The organism is Staphylococcus sp. GDY8P126P (genome assembly GCF_017891965.1).
In the GTDB taxonomy this organism is placed as follows: Bacteria; Bacillota; Bacilli; order Staphylococcales; family Staphylococcaceae; genus Staphylococcus; species Staphylococcus saprophyticus.
The window spans coordinates 173,322-193,075 of record NZ_JAESKG010000004.1; the positions used below are offsets into that span (position 1 = coordinate 173,322).

Consider the following 19,754-nt stretch of genomic DNA (forward strand, 5'->3'; position numbering starts at 1 on the left):
TATTATGTTTTAAACATACATTTTATTTGTGTATTAACGAACTTGTTTTGCTTGCTTCTTAATTAAAAATCAGCCAATATGTGCAGCAACGTATTTGAATTTTTTATATTCATAATTGATGTTGAAGCCTAATTCATGAAATCGTTCCACGAGTGTATTATTTTTACTGCGAATTTTGAAATAAATCTTATCAACATCATAATTTGAAAATGTATATTGAAGCGCGTAAGATAATAAATCAAAAGCAATACCCATAAATCTATAGTCAGTGTGTGAAGAAAAATATTTGATTTCAGCTTTTTTCGTATTTTCAAAAACTTGTAAATAAAGATAACCTTTTAATAAGCCTTCAGACATAAATATAAATAATTTATTGTGACTATCTAACGATTCAATGATTTCTTCTGCAGTCATCACATTGTGTTTAAAGGTATCATGGTGTAACTTCTCGAATAGTCGAGAATAAGCAGGTTGGTAGGTGGTAATGTTTTGAGCATGATCAATTTTGCCTATATCTTGTGTAGATATGAGATGATAATCCGTAAAATTATAGGAAGCTTCAATTTCTTTCATAAAAGGCATGTAATCTTGTTCCGTTTCCTCGAATGAAAAATTAAAATTCGCAGTCTCCGGTTTGCTTTGAACCAAAGCTTCAAATAAAGTTTTAAAATTTTCTTCAGTGAGTGAAAGTGATTTCCTGACAAAAGGACCGAGCACTTTATATTTATTTTCTTCATATTTAAATGCAAGCATGAGCATTTCAATTTGTGCTTGGTCATCAACTTGTGCAAATACGCCTGGATCCTCTAAGGATTGTCTAATCGTTGCTTCAACATCATCGTGTGCTTGTGGCAGCTTGTATAAGTACGATGTGTAATGGTAATCGGCTTCATTTATAAACTTTACAATTTGATCATAGTTATTTAATTGAACAATTTTCATAACAATACCTCCGTATAATGATCTATTAAGTTAATTATAAGAACTTTTCGATGTAAATGGAAGTTTTGATGTGCTACATACATGTTACAATAAATATAATACTGAATTTGAAAGGGCGAAATTATGAAATCACTGATTATAGCTGAAAAACCTTCAGTTGGTAGAGACATTGCCAATACGCTAAACATTAATGAAAAACGTAATGGATATTTTGAAAATAATAAATATATTGTTGCATGGGCATTAGGGCATTTAGTAACAAATGCGACACCAGAACAATATGATGCAAGTTATAAAGAATGGAAATTGAATGATTTACCGATTATACCCAATAAAATGAAAACAATTGTGATAAGTAAAACGAGAAAACAATTTTCGACAGTGCAATCATTAATTAATAATAATAAAGTAAAAGATATTATTATTGCGACAGATGCAGGACGAGAAGGAGAACTGGTTGCTCGTTTGATATTGGATAAAGCGCATAATAAAAAACCGATCAAGCGTTTATGGATTAGTTCTGTAACCAATAAAGCAATCAAAGAAGGTTTCAATAAACTGCAAGATGGACGTAAGTTTAATAATCTATATCATGCTGCCTTAGCACGAAGTGAAGCAGATTGGATAGTTGGTATTAATGCTACACGTGCACTGACTACAAAATATGATGCACAACTCTCATTGGGTCGTGTACAGACTCCGACCATACAATTAGTTCAAATGAGACAAAATGAAATCAATCACTTTAAACCTCAGACCTATTATACAATGAAACTCAATGCGGCTGGTTTAACTTTCCATTGTACTAAGCCACAGTCGCATCCTGATAAAACTGTTTTGGAAAGTATAAAAAAAGCAATCGATGGGCAATCCGGGCACATTGCATCGATTAGCAAGACACATAAAAAAGCATATCCACAACAATTATATAATTTAACGGATTTACAACAAGATGCTTATAAACGATTTCATCTTGGACCAAAAGAAACTTTGAATACCTTGCAAACGTTGTATGAACGTCATAAGTTAGTAACTTACCCACGTACTGATTCTAACTATTTAACAGATGATATGGTTGATACGCTTAAAGATAGATTGAAAGCGATTATGGCCACTTCATTAAAAGATATGGCTAAAGCACAAATGTCACAAACATTTTCATCAAAACAAAGATTTGTTAATAATAATAAAGTATCTGATCACCATGCAATTATTCCCACAGAAGTGCGTCCAGATATCAATCAACTTAGCCAAAGGGAATCTAAAATTTATATGATGATTGCTCAGAGATATTTAGAAAACCTAATGCCACCACATGAATACGAAGCGATCGCCATTGAACTCAAAGTAGGGCAGCATACATTTACTTTTAAGGACAAAGTAACTACTAAATTAGGGTTTAAAGCAATTTATGAAAATAAAGAAAGTATAAATACTCAGATAGATCAGTTACAGAAGGGTACAAAGTTTAATGTAACTAAAATTCTAATAGAAGAACATGAGACAACGGCACCACCTTATTTTAATGAAGGATCACTTTTGAAAGCGATGGAAAGCCCACAAAAATTCTTTGATTTAAGCGATAAAAAACACGATAAAACATTAAAAGATACTGGCGGTATAGGTACGGTTGCAACGAGAGCGGATATCATAGAAAAGCTATTTAATATGAACGCTATTGAAGCTCGTGATGGTAAAATAAAAGTTACGTCAAAAGGGAAACAAATATTGGAATTAGCGCCACAAAAACTCACTTCTCCATTATTAACAGCAGAATGGGAAGAAAAACTTCTACTCATAGAACAAGGGAAATATAATGCGAGCCAATTCATCTCTGAAATGAAAGCTTTTACAAATCAGGTAGTCAATGAGATTAAAGAAAGTGAACAAAATTATAAACATGACAACCTAACAACGACTGAATGTCCTACGTGCGGCAAATTTATGATTAAAGTCAAGACGAAAAACGGCCAAATGTTAGTGTGTCAGGATCCACAGTGTAAAACTAAAAAAAATGTACAACGTAAAACAAACGCACGTTGTCCAAACTGTCATAAAAAAATGACGCTGTTTGGTCGAGGCAAAGACGCAGTATATCGTTGTGTTTGTGGACATACTGAAACACAAGCTCAAATGGATAAACGACACAAAAATAAAAAATCAGATAAAGTAAATAAAAAAGATCTGAAAAAATATATGAATAATGATGAAGGTATTGAAAATAACCCGTTTCAAGATGCTTTGAAGGGTTTAAAGTTCTAAATAATTCGAACAAATAGTTAAAAATTTTAAGTAAGGTTCGTGTTTGCTATTGTAAAATAGTTCGTTTGGTATTAAAATATGTAAGTATTTTAAAAAAAGGAGAACTAACCGTGAAAAAGTACTTCAAGTTTGATAAACACGAAACAAACTATAAGAAAGAGATACTTGGCGGGCTTACAACATTCTTGTCGATGGCTTATATTTTAGCTGTTAACCCTCAAGTACTTAGTTTAGCCGGCGTCGATGGTGTTTCTGAAAATATGAAAATGGACCAAGGCGCAATATTTGTAGCTACAGCATTAGCGGCGTTTGTAGGCTCGTTATTTATGGGATTAATAGCAAGGTATCCGATTGCATTAGCACCTGGTATGGGATTAAATGCATTTTTCGCATTTACTGTTGTTTTAACAATGGGTATACCATGGCAAGTCGGACTTACAGGCGTATTATTTTCAGGATTAGTTTTCGCAGTGTTAACGATGACGGGGCTTCGAGAGGTCATCATCAATGCCATACCTTATCAAATGAAAATGGCTGTCTCGGCTGGGATTGGATTATTTATTACCTTTGTCGGCTTACAAAGTTCAGGTATAATTGTTAAAAATGATTCTACACTAGTTACATTAGGACATATCACAGACGGACCTGTATTACTTACTATTTTCGGTATCGTTGTGACAGTAATACTTTATGCTATTAGAGTACCTGGCGCGATTTTTATAGGAATGGTTTTAACATCTATCGTAGGTATGTTCACAGGGCTGATACATACACCTAGTGGTATCGTTGGACAAGTACCTAGTATTGAACCGACGTTTGGCGCTGCGTTTGAAGCATTTAAGGATCCTAGTCAATTATTAACGGTTCAATTTTTAATCGTTATATTAACTTTCCTATTCATTGATTTCTTTGATACAGCTGGTACACTCGTTGCTGTGGCAACTCAAGCTGGGATTATGAAAAATAATAAATTACCACGAGCAGGACGTGCGTTGTTCTCTGACTCACTAGCAACAATCGTTGGTGCAATCTTTGGTACAACTACGACGACTTCATACATTGAATCAAGCTCAGGTGTGGCAGTAGGTGCAAGAACCGGCTTTGCGAGTGTGGTTACAGGTTTCTGCTTCTTGTTAGCTATTTTCTTTAGTCCATTGATGGAGGTAGTAACCAGTGCGGTGACTACGCCTGCGTTAGTAGTAGTAGGTGTCTTAATGGCAGCTAACTTTGCTGAAATTGATTGGAAAAAATTCGAAGTAGCAGTTCCAGCATTTGTAACGATTATTATGATGCCTTTATCTTATTCTATTGCAACAGGTATTGCTTGTGGATTTATCTTTTATCCAATTACAATGTTAATTTCAAAACGTCATAAAGAAGTACATCCAATAATGTATGCACTGATGATTTTATTTATATTGTACTTTATCTTTGTTCACGGATAACAAAACGAAATAAAAGCACATTGTTCTGTCATTTAGACATTGAACAATGTGCTTTTAATTTTATTATTTGAATGAAAGTATAAGTGTTTAGGAATTAGTTTTGTTCTTACATAAATAACTAAAATCGAGTTTCTTCATTATATATATTTTAAAGTTATAGTAGTTTAAGCGGATAACCAGATCAAAATGCTTAGAAGAATTTATGACACATACCGTTGGATTGCGCTAATTACATTTGAGTTGGGCAGGTATCCTACGATAATAATTAATGATCCTTACGTCGATCTTCCGTATAAATTACCTTTGCGTATTTGTTTGGTACATATAGTGGTGTAGATAATAAAATGAAAATGAAAAATAGCATTAAAAAGAATAAAATCCAATGGATAACCATACCAACAAGTGGAATGAAAGCCAAGAAAGAACCAATCACACCTAATAAAGGAATAAACATCATTGGCTTAATAGAATTTTGTTTATCTACTATTAATATAATCATCATTATAAAGTAGAGTAGCGCGTTAATAAGTAAAGGTTGCCAACCAAAACTTAAAACAATGCTTCCACCTAAGAATGGAATTCCGTAAACCAATTCACTAACTATGAGTAAGACAGATAATACTAACAATGTCATACGTATACCACGTTTCATATAATTCACCACCTAACTGTTTTTAATTATAAAGGAAAGTAAACTATTAGAATAATAATATGAAGAGAGATTAATAAAAATTTTACAAAGAACTAAAAAAAATACAAAAGAGGTTGAAGTGCGTTTCCTAATAAAGTACAATAACAAAGTATGTGTTAGACAAAAAGTTTCAAAACTTTTGCAGAAAAGCTTGATAAATCACTGTTTATCATGTATCATATCTAATGTTGGACTTTAAGAACACGCGATGAAGCGAAAGGTTACTGACACACCCGGCCGCTTTGCCATGGCGCTGTGTGAGATAGTTTTCGTGGAGAAGTCTATCACTTAAATGTAGACGATATAAGGAGGGAAAATTATGGCAAAACAAAAAATCAGAATCAGATTAAAAGCTTATGATCACAGAGTAATCGATCAATCAGCAGAAAAAATTGTTGAAACAGCGAAACGTTCTGGTGCAGATGTTTCTGGACCAATTCCGTTACCGACTGAAAGATCAGTTTATACTGTTATTCGTGCCGTGCATAAGGATAAAGATTCACGTGAGCAATTCGAACAACGTACTCATAAACGTTTAATCGATATTGTTAACCCTACACCAAAAACAGTTGATGCTCTTATGGGCTTAAACTTACCATCTGGCGTAGACATCGAAATCAAATTATAATAGAAAAAATTAGGAGGTGGACTTTCGATGACCAAAGGAATCTTAGGAAGAAAAATCGGGATGACACAAGTTTTCGGAGAAAACGGTGATTTAATCCCTGTAACAGTAGTAGAAGCAAGCCAAAACGTTGTATTACAAAAGAAATCTGAAGAGATTGATGGATATAACGCTATCCAAGTAGGCTATGAAGACAAACAAGCTTATAAAAAAGATAGCAGATCAAGCAAATATGCTAACAAACCAGCTGAAGGACATGCTAAAAAAGCAGGCACAGCACCTAAGCGCTTCATTCGTGAATTCAGAAACGTTAATGTTGATGAATACGAAGTAGGTCAAGAAGTCTCAGTTAATACATTTGAAGCTGGAGACGTAATTGATGTAACAGGCGTATCTAAAGGTAAAGGTTTCCAAGGTGCCATTAAACGTCATAATCAAGCACGTGGTCCAATGTCACATGGTTCTCATTTCCACAGAGCCCCAGGTTCTGTAGGTATGGCATCAGATGCTTCAAGAGTCTTTAAAGGACAAAAAATGCCTGGACGTATGGGCGGTAACACTGTAACAGTTCAAAACTTAGAAGTTGTACAAATTGACGCTGAAAACAATGTTATTTTAGTAAAAGGTAATGTACCTGGTCCTAAAAAAGGATTTGTAGAAATCACATCATCAATCAAAGGTAATAAATAATATACAACGAAAGGAGGAATTGCATAATGGCTAATTATGATGTATTAAAAGTAGATGGAACTAAATCAGGTTCAGTTGAACTAAGCGATGCAGTATTTGCAATCGAACCAAACAACAACGTTCTTTTTGAAGCAATTAACTTACAACGTGCTTCATTACGCCAAGGTACTCACGCTGTTAAGAACCGTTCAGCAGTACGTGGTGGTGGACGTAAACCATGGAGACAAAAAGGTACAGGACGTGCGCGTCAAGGTACAATCCGTGCTCCACAATGGCGTGGTGGTGGTATCGTATTCGGACCAACACCAAGAAGCTACTCATACAAAATGCCTAAGAAAATGCGCCGTTTAGCATTACGCTCAGCATTATCTTTCAAAGTACAAGAGAAAGGCTTAACTGTTGTTGATGCATTAAACCTAGATGCTCCAAAAACAAAAGAGTTCAAAACTGTACTTTCTAATTTAGAACAACCTAAAAAAGTATTAGTAGTAACAGAATCTGAAGATGTGAATGTTGCTTTATCAGCACGTAACATCCCTGGTGTTCAAGTAACTACAGCTCAAGGTTTAAACGTTCTAGATATCACAAGCGCTGACAGTGTAGTAATTACAGAATCAGCTGCTAAAAAAGTTGAGGAGGTGCTCGGATAATGGAAGCAAGAGACGTTCTTAAGCGCCCCGTAATCACTGAAAAATCTTCAGCTGCTATGGCTGAAGACAAATACACATTCGACGTTGATACTCGTGCTAATAAAACACAAGTTAAAATCGCTGTTGAAGAAATCTTTGATGTAAAAGTTGATAATGTAAACATCATTAACTACAAACCAAAGAAAAAACGTATGGGCCGTTACCAAGGCTATACAAACAAAAGACGCGTAGCAATCGTTAAATTAAAAGAAGGATCAATCGATCTTTTCAACTAAAAAACATTACCAATAAGGAGGTAAACGACAATGGCTCTAAAAAAATATAAGCCAATTACTAATGGTCGTCGTAATATGACTAGTTTAGATTTCGCTGAAATCACGAAAACTACACCTGAAAAGTCATTATTACAACCGCTACCGAAAAAAGCGGGACGAAATAACCAAGGTAAATTGACAGTTCGCCACCACGGTGGAGGACACAAACGTCAATACCGTGTTATTGACTTCAAACGTAATAAAGATGGGATCAATGCTAAAGTTGATTCAATACAATATGATCCAAACCGTTCAGCAAACATTGCGTTATTAGTTTATGCTGATGGTGAAAAACGCTATATCATCGCTCCAAAAAACCTAAAAGTAGGTCAAGTTCTTGAAAGCGGTGAAGAAGCAGATATTAAAGTAGGTAATGCATTACCATTACAATTCATTCCAGTAGGTACAGTAATCCATAACATCGAGTTAAAACCTGGTAAAGGTGGACAAATTGCTCGTTCAGCTGGTGCTAGTGCACAAGTACTTGGTAAAGAAGGTAAATATGTATTAATCAGATTAAGATCTGGCGAAGTACGTATGATTCTTTCAACTTGCCGTGCTACTATTGGTCAAGTTGGTAACATCCAACATGAACTTGTAAACGTTGGTAAAGCAGGACGTTCTAGATGGAAAGGCATTCGCCCAACAGTTCGTGGTTCTGTAATGAACCCTAACGATCACCCACACGGTGGTGGTGAAGGTCGTGCACCTATCGGTAGACCATCTCCAATGTCACCTTGGGGTAAACCTACGCTTGGTAAGAAAACTCGTCGTGGTAAAAAATCTTCAGACAAACTTATCGTTCGTGGACGTAAGAAAAAATAAAAATAACTTATTTGCGTGTGCGGCTTAATAGCTGCACGCACACAATAAGAAGGGAGGCGCCACTATGGCTCGTAGTATTAAAAAAGGACCTTTCGCTGACGATCATCTAAAGAAAAAAGTTGAAGCTCAAAGCGGAAGCGAGAAAAAACAAGTAATCAAAACTTGGTCACGTCGTTCAACTATTTTCCCTGATTTTATCGGACATACATTCGCTGTATATGATGGACGTAAACATGTGCCTGTATTCGTAACAGAAGATATGGTTGGTCATAAATTAGGAGAATTCGCACCAACTCGTACTTTCAAAGGACACGCTGCAGACGACAAAAAAACTAGAAGATAATTTCTAACAGGTAGAGGAGGAAATTCGAATGGAAGCAAAAGCGGTTGCTAAAACAATAAGAATCGCACCTCGTAAAGTTAGATTAGTATTAGATCTAATTAGAGGTAAGAGCGCTGGAGAAGCTATTGCAATTTTAAAATTAAAAAACAAAGCTTCATCACCAGTAGTAGAAAAATTATTAATGTCCGCTTTAGCTAATGCTGAACATAACTATGACATGAACACTGATGAATTAATAGTTAAAGAAGCTTATGCTAATGAAGGACCAACATTAAAACGTTTCCGTCCACGTGCACAAGGTCGTGCAAGTGCAATTAACAAACGTACAAGCCACATTACAATCGTCGTAAGTGACGGTAAAGAAGAAGCTAAAGAAGCTTAATATATTTTTTAAGGAGGGTACACTGTGGGTCAAAAAATTAATCCAATCGGACTTCGTGTTGGTGTAATCCGTGATTGGGAAGCTAAATGGTATGCAGAAAAAGACTTCGCATCATTATTACACGAAGATTTAAAAATCCGTAAGTATATTGATAACGCATTACAAGAAGCATCAGTTTCACACGTTGAAATTGAACGTGCTGCTAATCGTATCAACATCGCTATTCATACTGGTAAACCAGGTATGGTTATCGGTAAAGGCGGTTCAGAAATTGAAAAATTACGTAACAAATTAAACTCATTAACAAACAAAAAAGTACACATCAACGTTATCGAAATCAAAAAAGTTGATTTAGATGCTAAATTAGTTGCTGAGAATATTGCACGCCAATTAGAAAACCGTGCTTCATTCCGTCGTGTACAAAAACAAGCTATTACAAGAGCAATGAAAATTGGTGCCAAAGGTATCAAAACACAAGTTTCAGGTCGTTTAGGCGGAGCTGACATCGCTCGTGCTGAACAATATTCAGAAGGAACTGTTCCACTTCATACACTACGTGCTGACATTGGTTATGCACATGCAGAAGCTGACACTACTTACGGTAAATTAGGTGTCAAAGTATGGATTTATCGTGGAGAAGTTCTTCCTACTAAGAACACTAGTGAAGGAGGAAAATAGTAATGTTACTACCAAAACGTGTAAAATATCGTCGTCAACATCGTCCTAAAACTACTGGTCGTTCTAAAGGCGGTAACTATGTAACATTTGGTGAGTATGGTTTACAAGCAACTACAACGTCTTGGATCACATCTCGTCAAATCGAATCAGCTCGTATTGCAATGACTCGTTTCATGAAACGTGGCGGGAAAGTTTGGATTAAAATCTTCCCACATACACCTTACACTCAAAAACCTTTAGAAGTACGTATGGGTGCTGGTAAAGGTGCAGTAGAAGGTTGGATTGCAGTAGCAAAACCAGGTAGAATTTTATTTGAAATCGCAGGCGTAAACGAAGAAGTTGCGCGTGAAGCATTACGTTTAGCAAGTCACAAACTTCCAGTTAAAACTAAGTTTGTAAAACGTGAAGAATTGGGTGGTGAAACAAATGAAAGCTAAGGAAATTAGAGACTTAACCACTTCAGAAATCGAAGAACAAATCAAATCTTCAAAAGAAGAGCTTTTTAACCTACGCTTTCAGTTAGCTACAGGTCAATTAGAGGAAACTGCACGTATTCGCACAGTAAGAAAAACGATTGCACGTCTAAAAACTGTTGCTCGTGAAAGAGAAATTGAACAAGGTAAAGCGAATCAATAATTCAATTGAAAGAGGAGGTTACTAAAGTGAGCGAAAGAAATAATCGTAAAGTTTATGTAGGTAGAGTCGTTTCCGATAAAATGGATAAAACGATAACTGTACTTGTTGAAACATACAAAACACACAAGTTATATGGTAAACGAGTAAAATACTCTAAAAAATACAAAACTCATGATGAAAACAACTCAGCTAAATTAGGGGACACAGTTAAGATACAAGAGACTCGTCCTTTATCAGCAACTAAACGTTTCCGTTTGGTAGAAATTGTTGAAGAATCAGTAATTATTTAATTAAATAGTGAAGATAAAGGAGGTTTAACTCATGATCCAACAAGAAACACGATTAAAAGTAGCAGATAACTCTGGTGCGCGTGAAGTTCTTACAATTAAAGTATTAGGTGGATCTGGTCGTAAAACAGCTAACATTGGTGACGTTATCGTTGTAAGTGTTAAAAATGCTACACCAGGTGGCGTTGTCAAAAAAGGTGAAGTAGTAAAAGCTGTTGTAGTTCGTACTAAATCAGGTGTACGCCGTAACGATGGTTCATATATCAAATTTGATGAAAATGCATGTGTCATCATTCGTGACGACAAAGGCCCACGTGGTACTCGTATTTTTGGACCTGTTGCTCGTGAATTACGTGAAGGCAACTTCATGAAAATTGTATCATTAGCTCCAGAAGTACTTTAATAAAACATTTATAAATATATAAATTTAAGGAGGTGCCACACATGCATATCAAAAAAGGTGACAACGTAAAAGTTATCGCAGGTAAAGACAAAGGTAAAGAAGGTAAAGTTGTTTCAACTGAACCTAAAAAAGACCGTGTCGTTGTGGAAGGTGTCAATATAATTAAAAAGCACCAAAAACCAACTCAATTTAATCCTGAAGGTGGAATCTTAGAAACAGAGGCAGCAATCCATGTTTCTAATGTACAGTTATTAGACCCTAAAACGAATGAACCAACACGCGTAGGTCATAAATTCGTAGATGGTAAAAAAGTTCGTATCGCTAAAAAATCTGGCGAAGAAATCAAATCTAATAATTAATAATTAATTGAAAGGAGGATCCACTGTGAACCGTTTAAAAGAAAAATTCAATTCTGAAGTTACTCAAAACTTAGTTAAGCAATTTGACTACAGTTCAGTAATGGAAGTTCCAAAAATAGAAAAAATCGTTGTAAATATGGGTGTCGGTGACGCTGTTCAAAATACTAAAGTATTAGATGATGCTGTAGAAGAATTACAAGCTATCACTGGTCAAAAACCATTAATTACAAAAGCTAAAAAATCAGTAGCAACATTCCGTTTACGTGAAGGTATGCCTATCGGTGCGAAAGTAACACTACGTGGTGAAAGAATGTATGACTTTTTAGATAAATTAATTGCTGTTTCACTTCCACGTGTACGTGACTTCCAAGGTGTATCTAAAACTGCATTCGATGGTAGAGGTAACTACACTTTAGGTGTTAAAGAACAATTAATTTTCCCAGAAATTGACTATGACCGAGTAAATAAAGTACGAGGAATGGATATCGTTATCGTAACGACTGCTAACACTGACGAGGAAGCTCGTGAATTGTTATCACAATTCGGTATGCCATTTCACAAATAATCTCTAAAGGAGGCTAATTAAGTGGCTAAAACTTCAATGGTTGCTAAGCAACAAAAAAAACAAAAGTTCCAAGTACGTGAGTATACTCGTTGTGAACGCTGTGGTCGTCCACATTCTGTATATCGTAAATTTAAATTATGCCGTATTTGTTTCCGTGAATTAGCTTATAAAGGCCAAATCCCTGGCGTTCGTAAAGCTAGCTGGTAATAGAAAATAGTCTGAAAGGAGGCAACAATCAATGACAATCAACGATCCAATTGCAGATATGCTAACTCGTGTAAGAAACGCAAACATGGTGCGTCACGATAAGTTAGAATTACCTGCTTCAAACATTAAAAAAGAAATTGCTGAAATTTTAAAAAGTGAAGGTTTCATTAAAAACGTAGAATACGTTGAAGACGATAAACAAGGGGTTATCCGTTTATTCCTTAAATATGGTCAAAACAATGAACGTGTTATCACTGGTTTAAAACGTATTTCAAAACCTGGTTTACGTGTATATGCTAAAGCTAACGAAGTACCTAAAGTACTTAATGGTTTAGGTATTGCATTAGTTTCAACTTCTGAAGGTGTTGTAACTGATAAAGAAGCTAGAAAACGTAACATCGGTGGAGAAATCCTAGGTTACATTTGGTAATAATAAATAATAAGGAGGTGCGATAACATGAGTCGTGTTGGTAAAAAAATTATTGACATCCCTAGCGACGTAACAGTAAGTGTTGAAGGTAACACAATCACTGTTAAAGGTCCTAAAGGTGAATTATCAAGAACAATGAATGAAAGAATGACATATAAACAAGACGAAAGCACTTTAGAAGTTGTAAGACCAACTGATTCTAAAGATGATAGAACAGTACATGGTACAACTCGTGCTTTAATTAACAATATGATACAAGGTGTTAAAGAAGGATACCAAAAAACACTTGAACTTGTTGGTGTTGGTTACCGTGCTCAAATGCAAGGTAATGACTTAATTTTAAACGTTGGTTACTCTCACCCAGTTGAAATTAAAGCTGATGATGGTATTACTTTCGGTGTTGAGAAAAACACAACAGTAACTGTTGCTGGTATTTCTAAAGAACAAGTTGGAGCAATCGCTTCAAACATTCGTTCAGTAAGACCTCCAGAACCTTATAAAGGTAAAGGAATTCGTTACCAAGGTGAATACGTTCGCCGTAAAGAAGGTAAAACTGGTAAATAATAAATAACTTTCAGAAGAAAGGAGTATTAAGATGATCAGCAAAATTGATAAAAACAAAGTGCGTCTTAAAAGACATGCGCGTGTACGTAATAAATTAGCTGGCACAGCAGAAAAACCACGTTTGAACATCTATCGTTCAAATAAACACATCTATGCACAAGTCATTGATGATGTAAATGGTAAAACATTAGCACAAGCTTCAACTCAAGAAAAAGATTTAGCAAATGAATCTGGATCAAAAGTTGAATTATCAGCTAAAGTTGGCGAAACTGTAGCTAAAAGAGCTAGCGAAAAAGGCGTAAAAACAATTGTATTTGACCGTGGAGGATATTTATACCATGGCCGTGTTAAAGCCTTAGCAGATGCAGCTCGTGAAAATGGTTTAGAATTTTAATTTAAAGGAGGGACATTTACATGGCTCGTAGAGAAGAAGCGAAAGAATTTGAAGAACGCGTTGTTACAATTAACCGTGTTGCGAAAGTTGTAAAAGGTGGTCGTCGTTTCCGTTTCACTGCATTAGTAGTAGTTGGAGATAAGAACGGTCGCGTTGGTTTCGGTACTGGTAAAGCACAAGAGGTACCTGAAGCAATCAAAAAAGCAGTTGAAGCAGCTAAAAAAGATTTAGTTGTAGTTCCACGTGTTGAAGGTACAACACCTCACACAATTACTGGACGTTTCAGTTCAGGCAGTGTATTTATGAAACCAGCTGCACCAGGTACTGGTGTAATCGCAGGTGGCCCTGTTCGTGCGGTATTAGAATTAGCGGGTATCACTGATATCTTAAGTAAATCTTTAGGTTCAAATACACCAATTAACATGGTTCGTGCTACAATCAATGGATTAAAAAACCTTAAAAATGCTGAAGATGTTGCGAAATTACGCGGCAAATCAGTAGAAGAATTATACAATTAAGGAGGGAAAATAAGTTATGGCTAAATTACAAATTACCCTCACTCGTAGTGTTATAGGTCGTCCAGAAACACAACGTAAAACTGTTGAAGCTTTAGGTTTGAAAAAAACAAACTCTTCAGTAGTTGTTGAAGATAACCCTGCTATTCGTGGGCAAATCAACAAAGTAAGTCACTTAGTGACAGTAGAAGAAAAATAATTTTAAGGAGGTGCCGATATGAAATTACATGAGTTAAAACCAGCAGAAGGTTCTCGTAAAGTTCGTAACCGCGTTGGACGTGGTGCAGCTACTGGTAACGGTAAAACTAGTGGTCGTGGACAAAAAGGACAAAAAGCGCGTTCAGGTGGTAGTGTAAGACCAGGCTTCGAAGGTGGACAATTACCATTATTCCGTCGCTTACCAAAACGAGGTTTTACTAACATCAACCGTAAAGAATATGCTATTGTTAACTTAGACCAACTTAATAAATTTGAAGATGGTACTGAAGTAACTCCTGCTTTATTAGTAGAATCTGGTGTAGTTAAGAGTGAAAAATCTGGTATTAAAATACTAGGTACTGGTTCTCTTGATAAAAAACTAACAGTTAAAGCTAGCAAATTCTCTGCATCTGCAGCAGAAGCTATTGATGCAAAAGGCGGAGCACACGAGGTGATCTAATGTTTGAAACGCTTGTGAGCTTCTTTAAAACAAAAGAAGTTCGTAACAAGATCTTTTTTACTCTCGCAATGTTAGTTATTTTTAAAATAGGTACTTATATTCCAGCACCTGGTGTTAACCCAGCTGCTTTTGACAGTCAACAAGGTTCTCAAGGTGTCACTGACTTGTTAAATACATTTGGTGGCGGAGCCTTGAAGAACTTTTCTATCTTTGCCATGGGTATAATGCCTTATATTACTGCGTCAATCGTAATGCAGTTATTACAAATGGATATTGTTCCGAAGTTTTCAGAGTGGGCAAAACAAGGTGATGCAGGTAGAAAGAAACTTAATAACGTAACGCGTTATTTTGCTATTGTACTTGCTTTTATCCAATCTATTGGGATGGCTTTCCAATTTAATAATTATTTAAAAGGTCAATTGATCATGGATCAATCGATTCTTAGTTATTTATTAATCGCTGTTGTTTTAACAGCTGGAACAGCATTCTTAATATGGTTAGGTGAACAAATCACTCAATTCGGTGTTGGTAATGGTATTTCCATTATCATCTTCGCTGGTATTTTGTCTTCATTACCTTCATCACTAATCCAGTTTTATCAACAGGCCTTTGTTGGCCAAGATGATACTTCTATGGCTTGGTTGAAAGTAATTGGCTTAATTATTGGAATGATATTATTAACGGTTGGTGCAATATATGTACTACAAGCTATTCGTAAAATTCCAATTCAATATGCGAAGAAACAATCAGCACAACGATTAGGTTCACAAGCAACATATTTACCTTTGAAAGTTAACTCTGCAGGTGTTATCCCAGTTATCTTTGCAATGGCATTCTTCTTGTTACCAAGAACATTGACATTGTTTTTCCCTGACGCAAGTTGGGCGCAAAAGGTATCAGACGTGGCAAATCCATCGAATAACATTGGTATGATTGTGTACGTTGTACTCATCATAGCATTTGCTTACTTCTATGCATTTGTACAAGTTAATCCTGAAAAGATGGCAGATAACCTGAAGAAACAAGGAAGTTATGTTCCAGGTATTAGACCTGGCGAACAAACCAAAAAATATATTACTAGAGTTCTCTATCGTTTAACTTTTGTCGGATCAATATTCTTAGCTGTAATAGCGATTCTGCCAATTATTGCAACGAAAGTAATGAGCTTACCACAGTCTATTCAGGTTGGTGGTACGAGCTTACTAATTGTAATTGGTGTAGCGATTGAAACAATGAAAAGTCTAGAAGCTCAAGTGAGCCAAAAAGATTATAGAGGCTTTGGTGGTAGATAAATTGTAGGAGGGCATTTATGAATATCATTTTAATGGGTTTACCTGGTGCAGGTAAAGGAACTCAAGCGAGTGAAATTGTTAAGAAATTCCCAATTCCACACATATCTACTGGTGACATGTTCAGAAAAGCGATTAAAGATGAAACGGATTTAGGTAAAGAAGCTAAATCGTACATGGATCGTGGAGAATTAGTCCCTGATGAAGTTACTGTGGGTATCGTTAAAGATAGAATATCTGAAGACGATGCGAAAAAAGGATTCTTACTTGACGGCTTTCCTCGTACTATTGAACAAGCTGAAGCATTAAGTAATATCATGAAAGAATTAGATAGAGAAATTGATGCTGTTATCAATATAGAGGTACCTGAAGAAGAATTAATGAACCGCCTCACTGGTCGTAGAATCTGTGAGAAATGCGGAACAACTTATCATCTTGTATTCAATCCTCCAAAAGTTGATGGTATTTGTGATCTTGACGGTGGTAAATTATATCAACGTGAAGATGACAACCCAGAAACAGTTGCTAATCGTTTAAACGTCAATGTAAAACAATCTAAACCTATCTTAGAATTCTATGATAATAAAAATGTTTTGAAAAACATTGATGGTTCTAGAGATATTAAAGTCGTTACAAACGACGTCATTGATATCTTAGAAGATTTAAAATAAGATCAACTTTGTACGGTCTATGTAATGTCAAAGGTATAATTAAATAAGAGTGACAATGCGATTACGTAATTCATTATATTTGTTAAACTGATTAACAACACTTATAGACACGTATGGTTAGAGTTGATTTTTGACGATAACCGACTATTTCATAAAGGGGGAAGTTAATTAATGGCTAAACAAGATGTAATTGAATTAGAAGGTACTGTATTAGATACTTTACCAAATGCAATGTTTAAAGTAGAATTAGAAAATGGTCATGAAATTTTAGCTCACGTAAGTGGTAAAATTAGAATGAATTATATTCGTATTCTACCTGGCGACAAAGTAACAGTAGAAATGTCTCCGTATGATTTAACACGCGGAAGAATTACGTATCGTTATAAATAATCGTCACTCCATAATATAGGGAGGTTTAAAAATGAAAGTAAGACCATCAGTAAAACCAATTTGCGAAAAATGTAAAGTCATTAAACGTAAAGGTAAAGTAATGGTAATTTGTAGCAACCCAAAACATAAACAAAGACAAGGTTAATAAAGAGAGGTGTAAATAATTATGGCACGTATTGCAGGAGTAGATATTCCACGTGAAAAACGTATTGTTATTTCATTAACTTATGTGTACGGTATCGGTACTACTACAGCTAACAAAATTGCTGAAGAAGCTAACGTATCACCAGAAACACGCGTTAAAGATTTAACTGATGATGAATTAGGTCGTATCCGTGAAGTTGTTGACAACTATAAAGTAGAAGGTGACTTACGTCGTGAGCAAAACTTAAACATTAAACGTTTAATGGAAATCTCATCATACCGTGGTATCCGTCACCGTCGTGGATTACCAGTTCGCGGACAAAAAACAAAAAACAATGCTCGTACTCGTAAAGGCCCAGTTAAAACTGTAGCTAACAAGAAAAAATAATAGGTAAAGGAGGCAAAATTTAAATGGCACGTAAACAAGTATCTCGTAAACGTAGAGTGAAAAAGAATATTGAAAATGGTGTGGCACACATCCGTTCAACATTCAATAATACAATCGTAACTATTACTGATGAATTTGGTAATGCGTTATCATGGTCATCAGCAGGTGCATTAGGATTTAAAGGTTCAAAAAAATCAACTCCATTTGCAGCTCAAATGGCATCAGAAACTGCTTCAAAAACAGCTATGGAACATGGTTTAAAATCTGTTGAAGTTACTGTAAAAGGTCCAGGTCCTGGTCGTGAATCAGCTATCCGTGCGTTACAATCAGCTGGATTAGAAGTAACTGCAATCCGTGACGTTACTCCAGTACCACATAATGGTTGTCGTCCGCCAAAACGTCGTCGCGTATAATTTTATTGTTATTGTCGCAGGTCACTGAGAAATACAGTAAAAATCAATCGACGTAAACAAGGAGGATATTTGTAAATGATTGAAATCGAAAAACCTAGAATTGAAACAATTGAAATTAGTGAAGATGCTAAATTCGGTAAGTTCGTTGTTGAACCACTAGAACGTGGCTACGGTACTACACTAGGAAACTCCTTACGTCGTATCCTACTATCTTCATTACCAGGTGCAGCCGTTAAGTACATTGAGATCGAAGGCGTATTACACGAATTCTCAGCAATAGACAATGTCGTTGAAGATGTATCTACAATTATTATGAACATCAAAAAACTAGCATTGAAAATCTATTCTGAAGAAGATAAAACTTTAGAAATTGATGTTAAAGATGAAGGCGATGTAACTGCAAGTGACATTACTCATGATAGTGATGTTGAAATTTTAAATCCTGAGATTAAAATTGCAACAGTTTCAAAAGGTGGACATTTAAAAATCCGTCTAGTTGCTAACAAGGGTAGAGGTTACGCATTAGCAGAACAAAACAAAACTAGTGATTTACCAATTGGTGTAATTCCAGTCGACTCACTTTATTCTCCAGTTGAACGTGTTAACTACACTGTAGAAAACACACGTGTGGGTCAAAGTAGTGATTTTGATAAATTGACATTGGATGTTTGGACAAATGGTTCAATCACACCACAAGAGTCAGTTTCATTAGCTGCAAAAATCTTAACTGAACACTTGAATATCTTCGTTGGATTAACTGATCAAGCACAAAATGCTGAAATCATGATTGAAAAAGAAGAGGATCAAAAAGAAAAAGTACTTGAAATGTCTATTGAAGAATTAGACTTATCAGTACGTTCATACAATTGCTTAAAACGTGCAGGTATCAACTCTGTTCAAGAATTAGCTGATAAATCTGAAGCAGATATGATGAAAGTACGTAATTTAGGTCGTAAATCTTTAGAAGAAGTTAAGTATAAACTTGAAGACCTAGGTTTAGGTTTAAGAAAAGAAGATTAATATAAAGGAGGTTAACTCATGGGTTACAGAAAATTAGGTCGTACTTCTGATCAACGTAAAGCGATGTTACGTGACTTAGCTACTTCACTTATCGTTAGTGAACGTGTTGAAACTACAGAAGCGCGTGCAAAAGAATTACGTAGTGTTGTTGAAAAATTAATCACTTTAGGTAAAAAAGGCGATTTAGCTTCACGTCGTCAAGCAGCTAAAACTTTACGTAATGTTGAAATCTTAAACGAAGATGAAACAGTACAAACTGCATTACAAAAATTATTCGGTGAAGTTGCTGAACGTTATACAGAACGTCAAGGCGGTTACACTCGTATTCTTAAAGTAGGTCCTCGTCGCGGCGATGGTGCTGAATCAGTAATTATTGAATTAGTTTAATTTAAATACATGTACTACTATATATAAAGCAAATGAGTGCAACGATAATGTTTGCCACATACAAATATTGTCTAGCTCAGAGTACCCCATCAAAACTAAATAAAACTTTAAAGCGTGAACTCAAAAATGATGATGGGGTGCGCGCTTTTTTATATTATTAGACCCCCTTAATTCCAAAGGAATTTAG

33 protein-coding genes are annotated in these 19,754 nt (G+C 35.5%); 31 read left to right on the top strand and 2 right to left on the bottom strand.

Annotated features, from left to right (window positions below; all coding sequences use genetic code 11):
- Window positions 1-69 precede the first annotated feature (69 nt).
- Window positions 70-942 carry a GNAT family N-acetyltransferase gene (locus KA893_RS09065; protein WP_129335011.1) on the bottom strand — a complete coding sequence of 291 codons (873 nt, stop codon included), beginning with the start codon at window positions 940-942 and terminating at the stop codon, window positions 70-72.
- Window positions 943-1,065: 123 nt separating this feature from the next.
- Here KA893_RS09065 and KA893_RS09070 point away from each other — a divergent pair, with 123 nt between their 5' ends.
- Window positions 1,066-3,204 carry a DNA topoisomerase III gene (locus tag KA893_RS09070; protein ID WP_210125755.1) on the top strand — a complete coding sequence of 713 codons (2,139 nt, stop codon included), beginning with the start codon at window positions 1,066-1,068 and terminating at the stop codon, window positions 3,202-3,204.
- A gap of 110 nt (window positions 3,205-3,314) precedes the next feature.
- Window positions 3,315-4,649, top strand: coding sequence for an NCS2 family permease (locus KA893_RS09075; RefSeq protein WP_011302596.1), 1,335 nt, complete (start codon window positions 3,315-3,317; stop codon window positions 4,647-4,649).
- 265 nt (window positions 4,650-4,914) lie between these two features.
- Here the strand turns inward: KA893_RS09075 and KA893_RS09080 are convergent, their stop codons facing one another.
- Complete coding sequence (locus KA893_RS09080) at window positions 4,915-5,301, bottom strand: hypothetical protein (protein WP_041079114.1); 387 nt, start codon at window positions 5,299-5,301, stop codon at window positions 4,915-4,917.
- Window positions 5,302-5,659: 358 nt separating this feature from the next.
- Between KA893_RS09080 and rpsJ the strand changes: the two genes are divergently transcribed.
- The 29 genes from rpsJ (at window position 5,660) to rplQ (ending at window position 19,567) form a co-directional block, all read left to right on the top strand.
- The gene (gene rpsJ, locus KA893_RS09085) at window positions 5,660-5,968 is read left to right on the top strand and encodes a 30S ribosomal protein S10 (RefSeq protein WP_194375799.1); all 309 of its coding nucleotides are present in this window, start codon (window positions 5,660-5,662) and stop codon (window positions 5,966-5,968) included.
- 27 nt (window positions 5,969-5,995) lie between these two features.
- Window positions 5,996-6,655 carry a 50S ribosomal protein L3 gene (rplC, locus tag KA893_RS09090; RefSeq protein ID WP_037537923.1) on the top strand — a complete coding sequence of 220 codons (660 nt, stop codon included), beginning with the start codon at window positions 5,996-5,998 and terminating at the stop codon, window positions 6,653-6,655.
- Window positions 6,656-6,681: 26 nt separating this feature from the next.
- On the top strand, window positions 6,682-7,305 hold the full coding sequence (gene rplD, locus KA893_RS09095) for a 50S ribosomal protein L4 (RefSeq protein ID WP_002482613.1): 624 nt from the start codon (window positions 6,682-6,684) through the stop codon (window positions 7,303-7,305).
- Window positions 7,305-7,580, top strand: coding sequence for a 50S ribosomal protein L23 (rplW, locus tag KA893_RS09100; protein WP_002482614.1), 276 nt, complete (start codon window positions 7,305-7,307; stop codon window positions 7,578-7,580). The genes rplD and rplW overlap by 1 nt, the downstream gene beginning before the upstream one ends.
- 30 nt (window positions 7,581-7,610) lie before the next feature.
- A complete protein-coding gene (rplB, locus tag KA893_RS09105) occupies window positions 7,611-8,444 on the top strand; it encodes a 50S ribosomal protein L2 (protein WP_002482615.1) in 834 nt (277 codons plus the stop codon).
- Between the two features lie 64 nt (window positions 8,445-8,508).
- Complete coding sequence (gene rpsS / locus KA893_RS09110) at window positions 8,509-8,787, top strand: 30S ribosomal protein S19 (RefSeq protein ID WP_002482616.1); 279 nt, start codon at window positions 8,509-8,511, stop codon at window positions 8,785-8,787.
- A 28-nt stretch (window positions 8,788-8,815) separates the two neighbouring features.
- Window positions 8,816-9,169: a 50S ribosomal protein L22 gene (gene rplV / locus KA893_RS09115; RefSeq protein WP_002482617.1), complete on the top strand. Its 354-nt coding sequence runs from the start codon at window positions 8,816-8,818 to the stop codon at window positions 9,167-9,169.
- A gap of 24 nt (window positions 9,170-9,193) precedes the next feature.
- Window positions 9,194-9,847 (top strand): 30S ribosomal protein S3, encoded by a 654-nt coding sequence (gene rpsC / locus KA893_RS09120; protein ID WP_002482618.1) that lies wholly within the window; start codon window positions 9,194-9,196, stop codon window positions 9,845-9,847.
- A 2-nt stretch (window positions 9,848-9,849) separates the two neighbouring features.
- Complete coding sequence (rplP, locus tag KA893_RS09125) at window positions 9,850-10,284, top strand: 50S ribosomal protein L16 (protein WP_002482619.1); 435 nt, start codon at window positions 9,850-9,852, stop codon at window positions 10,282-10,284.
- Window positions 10,274-10,483 carry a 50S ribosomal protein L29 gene (gene rpmC, locus KA893_RS09130; RefSeq protein WP_002482620.1) on the top strand — a complete coding sequence of 70 codons (210 nt, stop codon included), beginning with the start codon at window positions 10,274-10,276 and terminating at the stop codon, window positions 10,481-10,483. The genes rplP and rpmC overlap by 11 nt, the downstream gene beginning before the upstream one ends.
- 26 nt (window positions 10,484-10,509) lie before the next feature.
- Window positions 10,510-10,773, top strand: coding sequence for a 30S ribosomal protein S17 (gene rpsQ, locus KA893_RS09135; RefSeq protein WP_129303593.1), 264 nt, complete (start codon window positions 10,510-10,512; stop codon window positions 10,771-10,773).
- Between the two features lie 31 nt (window positions 10,774-10,804).
- Complete coding sequence (gene rplN, locus KA893_RS09140) at window positions 10,805-11,173, top strand: 50S ribosomal protein L14 (RefSeq protein ID WP_002482622.1); 369 nt, start codon at window positions 10,805-10,807, stop codon at window positions 11,171-11,173.
- A 41-nt stretch (window positions 11,174-11,214) separates the two neighbouring features.
- Complete coding sequence (rplX, locus tag KA893_RS09145) at window positions 11,215-11,532, top strand: 50S ribosomal protein L24 (protein ID WP_002482623.1); 318 nt, start codon at window positions 11,215-11,217, stop codon at window positions 11,530-11,532.
- Window positions 11,533-11,557: 25 nt separating this feature from the next.
- A complete protein-coding gene (rplE, locus tag KA893_RS09150) occupies window positions 11,558-12,097 on the top strand; it encodes a 50S ribosomal protein L5 (RefSeq protein ID WP_002482624.1) in 540 nt (179 codons plus the stop codon).
- A 21-nt stretch (window positions 12,098-12,118) separates the two neighbouring features.
- On the top strand, window positions 12,119-12,304 hold the full coding sequence (locus KA893_RS09155; protein WP_002482625.1) for a type Z 30S ribosomal protein S14: 186 nt from the start codon (window positions 12,119-12,121) through the stop codon (window positions 12,302-12,304).
- A gap of 31 nt (window positions 12,305-12,335) precedes the next feature.
- The gene (gene rpsH / locus KA893_RS09160) at window positions 12,336-12,734 is read left to right on the top strand and encodes a 30S ribosomal protein S8 (protein WP_002482626.1); all 399 of its coding nucleotides are present in this window, start codon (window positions 12,336-12,338) and stop codon (window positions 12,732-12,734) included.
- 27 nt (window positions 12,735-12,761) lie between these two features.
- Window positions 12,762-13,298 (top strand): 50S ribosomal protein L6, encoded by a 537-nt coding sequence (gene rplF, locus KA893_RS09165; RefSeq protein WP_002482627.1) that lies wholly within the window; start codon window positions 12,762-12,764, stop codon window positions 13,296-13,298.
- A gap of 31 nt (window positions 13,299-13,329) precedes the next feature.
- Window positions 13,330-13,692, top strand: coding sequence for a 50S ribosomal protein L18 (rplR, locus tag KA893_RS09170; RefSeq protein WP_002482628.1), 363 nt, complete (start codon window positions 13,330-13,332; stop codon window positions 13,690-13,692).
- Window positions 13,693-13,712: 20 nt separating this feature from the next.
- Entirely contained in the window at window positions 13,713-14,210 is a 498-nt protein-coding gene (gene rpsE / locus KA893_RS09175; RefSeq protein WP_011302602.1) for a 30S ribosomal protein S5, read from the top strand.
- A 16-nt stretch (window positions 14,211-14,226) separates the two neighbouring features.
- Complete coding sequence (rpmD, locus tag KA893_RS09180; protein WP_002482630.1) at window positions 14,227-14,406, top strand: 50S ribosomal protein L30; 180 nt, start codon at window positions 14,227-14,229, stop codon at window positions 14,404-14,406.
- 18 nt (window positions 14,407-14,424) lie between these two features.
- Entirely contained in the window at window positions 14,425-14,865 is a 441-nt protein-coding gene (gene rplO, locus KA893_RS09185; RefSeq protein ID WP_002482631.1) for a 50S ribosomal protein L15, read from the top strand.
- Window positions 14,865-16,157 (top strand): preprotein translocase subunit SecY, encoded by a 1,293-nt coding sequence (gene secY, locus KA893_RS09190; RefSeq protein ID WP_037537939.1) that lies wholly within the window; start codon window positions 14,865-14,867, stop codon window positions 16,155-16,157. Before rplO ends, secY begins: the two co-directional genes overlap by 1 nt.
- 17 nt (window positions 16,158-16,174) lie before the next feature.
- Window positions 16,175-16,825 carry an adenylate kinase gene (locus KA893_RS09195; RefSeq protein ID WP_011302604.1) on the top strand — a complete coding sequence of 217 codons (651 nt, stop codon included), beginning with the start codon at window positions 16,175-16,177 and terminating at the stop codon, window positions 16,823-16,825.
- A gap of 171 nt (window positions 16,826-16,996) precedes the next feature.
- The gene (gene infA / locus KA893_RS09200) at window positions 16,997-17,215 is read left to right on the top strand and encodes a translation initiation factor IF-1 (protein WP_001118443.1); all 219 of its coding nucleotides are present in this window, start codon (window positions 16,997-16,999) and stop codon (window positions 17,213-17,215) included.
- 31 nt (window positions 17,216-17,246) lie between these two features.
- Complete coding sequence (rpmJ, locus tag KA893_RS09205) at window positions 17,247-17,360, top strand: 50S ribosomal protein L36 (RefSeq protein ID WP_002482634.1); 114 nt, start codon at window positions 17,247-17,249, stop codon at window positions 17,358-17,360.
- A gap of 21 nt (window positions 17,361-17,381) precedes the next feature.
- A complete protein-coding gene (gene rpsM / locus KA893_RS09210) occupies window positions 17,382-17,747 on the top strand; it encodes a 30S ribosomal protein S13 (RefSeq protein ID WP_002482635.1) in 366 nt (121 codons plus the stop codon).
- Between the two features lie 23 nt (window positions 17,748-17,770).
- A complete protein-coding gene (gene rpsK / locus KA893_RS09215) occupies window positions 17,771-18,160 on the top strand; it encodes a 30S ribosomal protein S11 (RefSeq protein ID WP_002482636.1) in 390 nt (129 codons plus the stop codon).
- A 75-nt stretch (window positions 18,161-18,235) separates the two neighbouring features.
- Window positions 18,236-19,180, top strand: coding sequence for a DNA-directed RNA polymerase subunit alpha (locus KA893_RS09220; protein ID WP_002482637.1), 945 nt, complete (start codon window positions 18,236-18,238; stop codon window positions 19,178-19,180).
- A gap of 18 nt (window positions 19,181-19,198) precedes the next feature.
- Window positions 19,199-19,567, top strand: a complete 369-nt coding sequence (gene rplQ / locus KA893_RS09225; protein WP_002482638.1) for a 50S ribosomal protein L17 — start codon at window positions 19,199-19,201, stop codon at window positions 19,565-19,567.
- Window positions 19,568-19,754 lie beyond the last annotated feature (187 nt).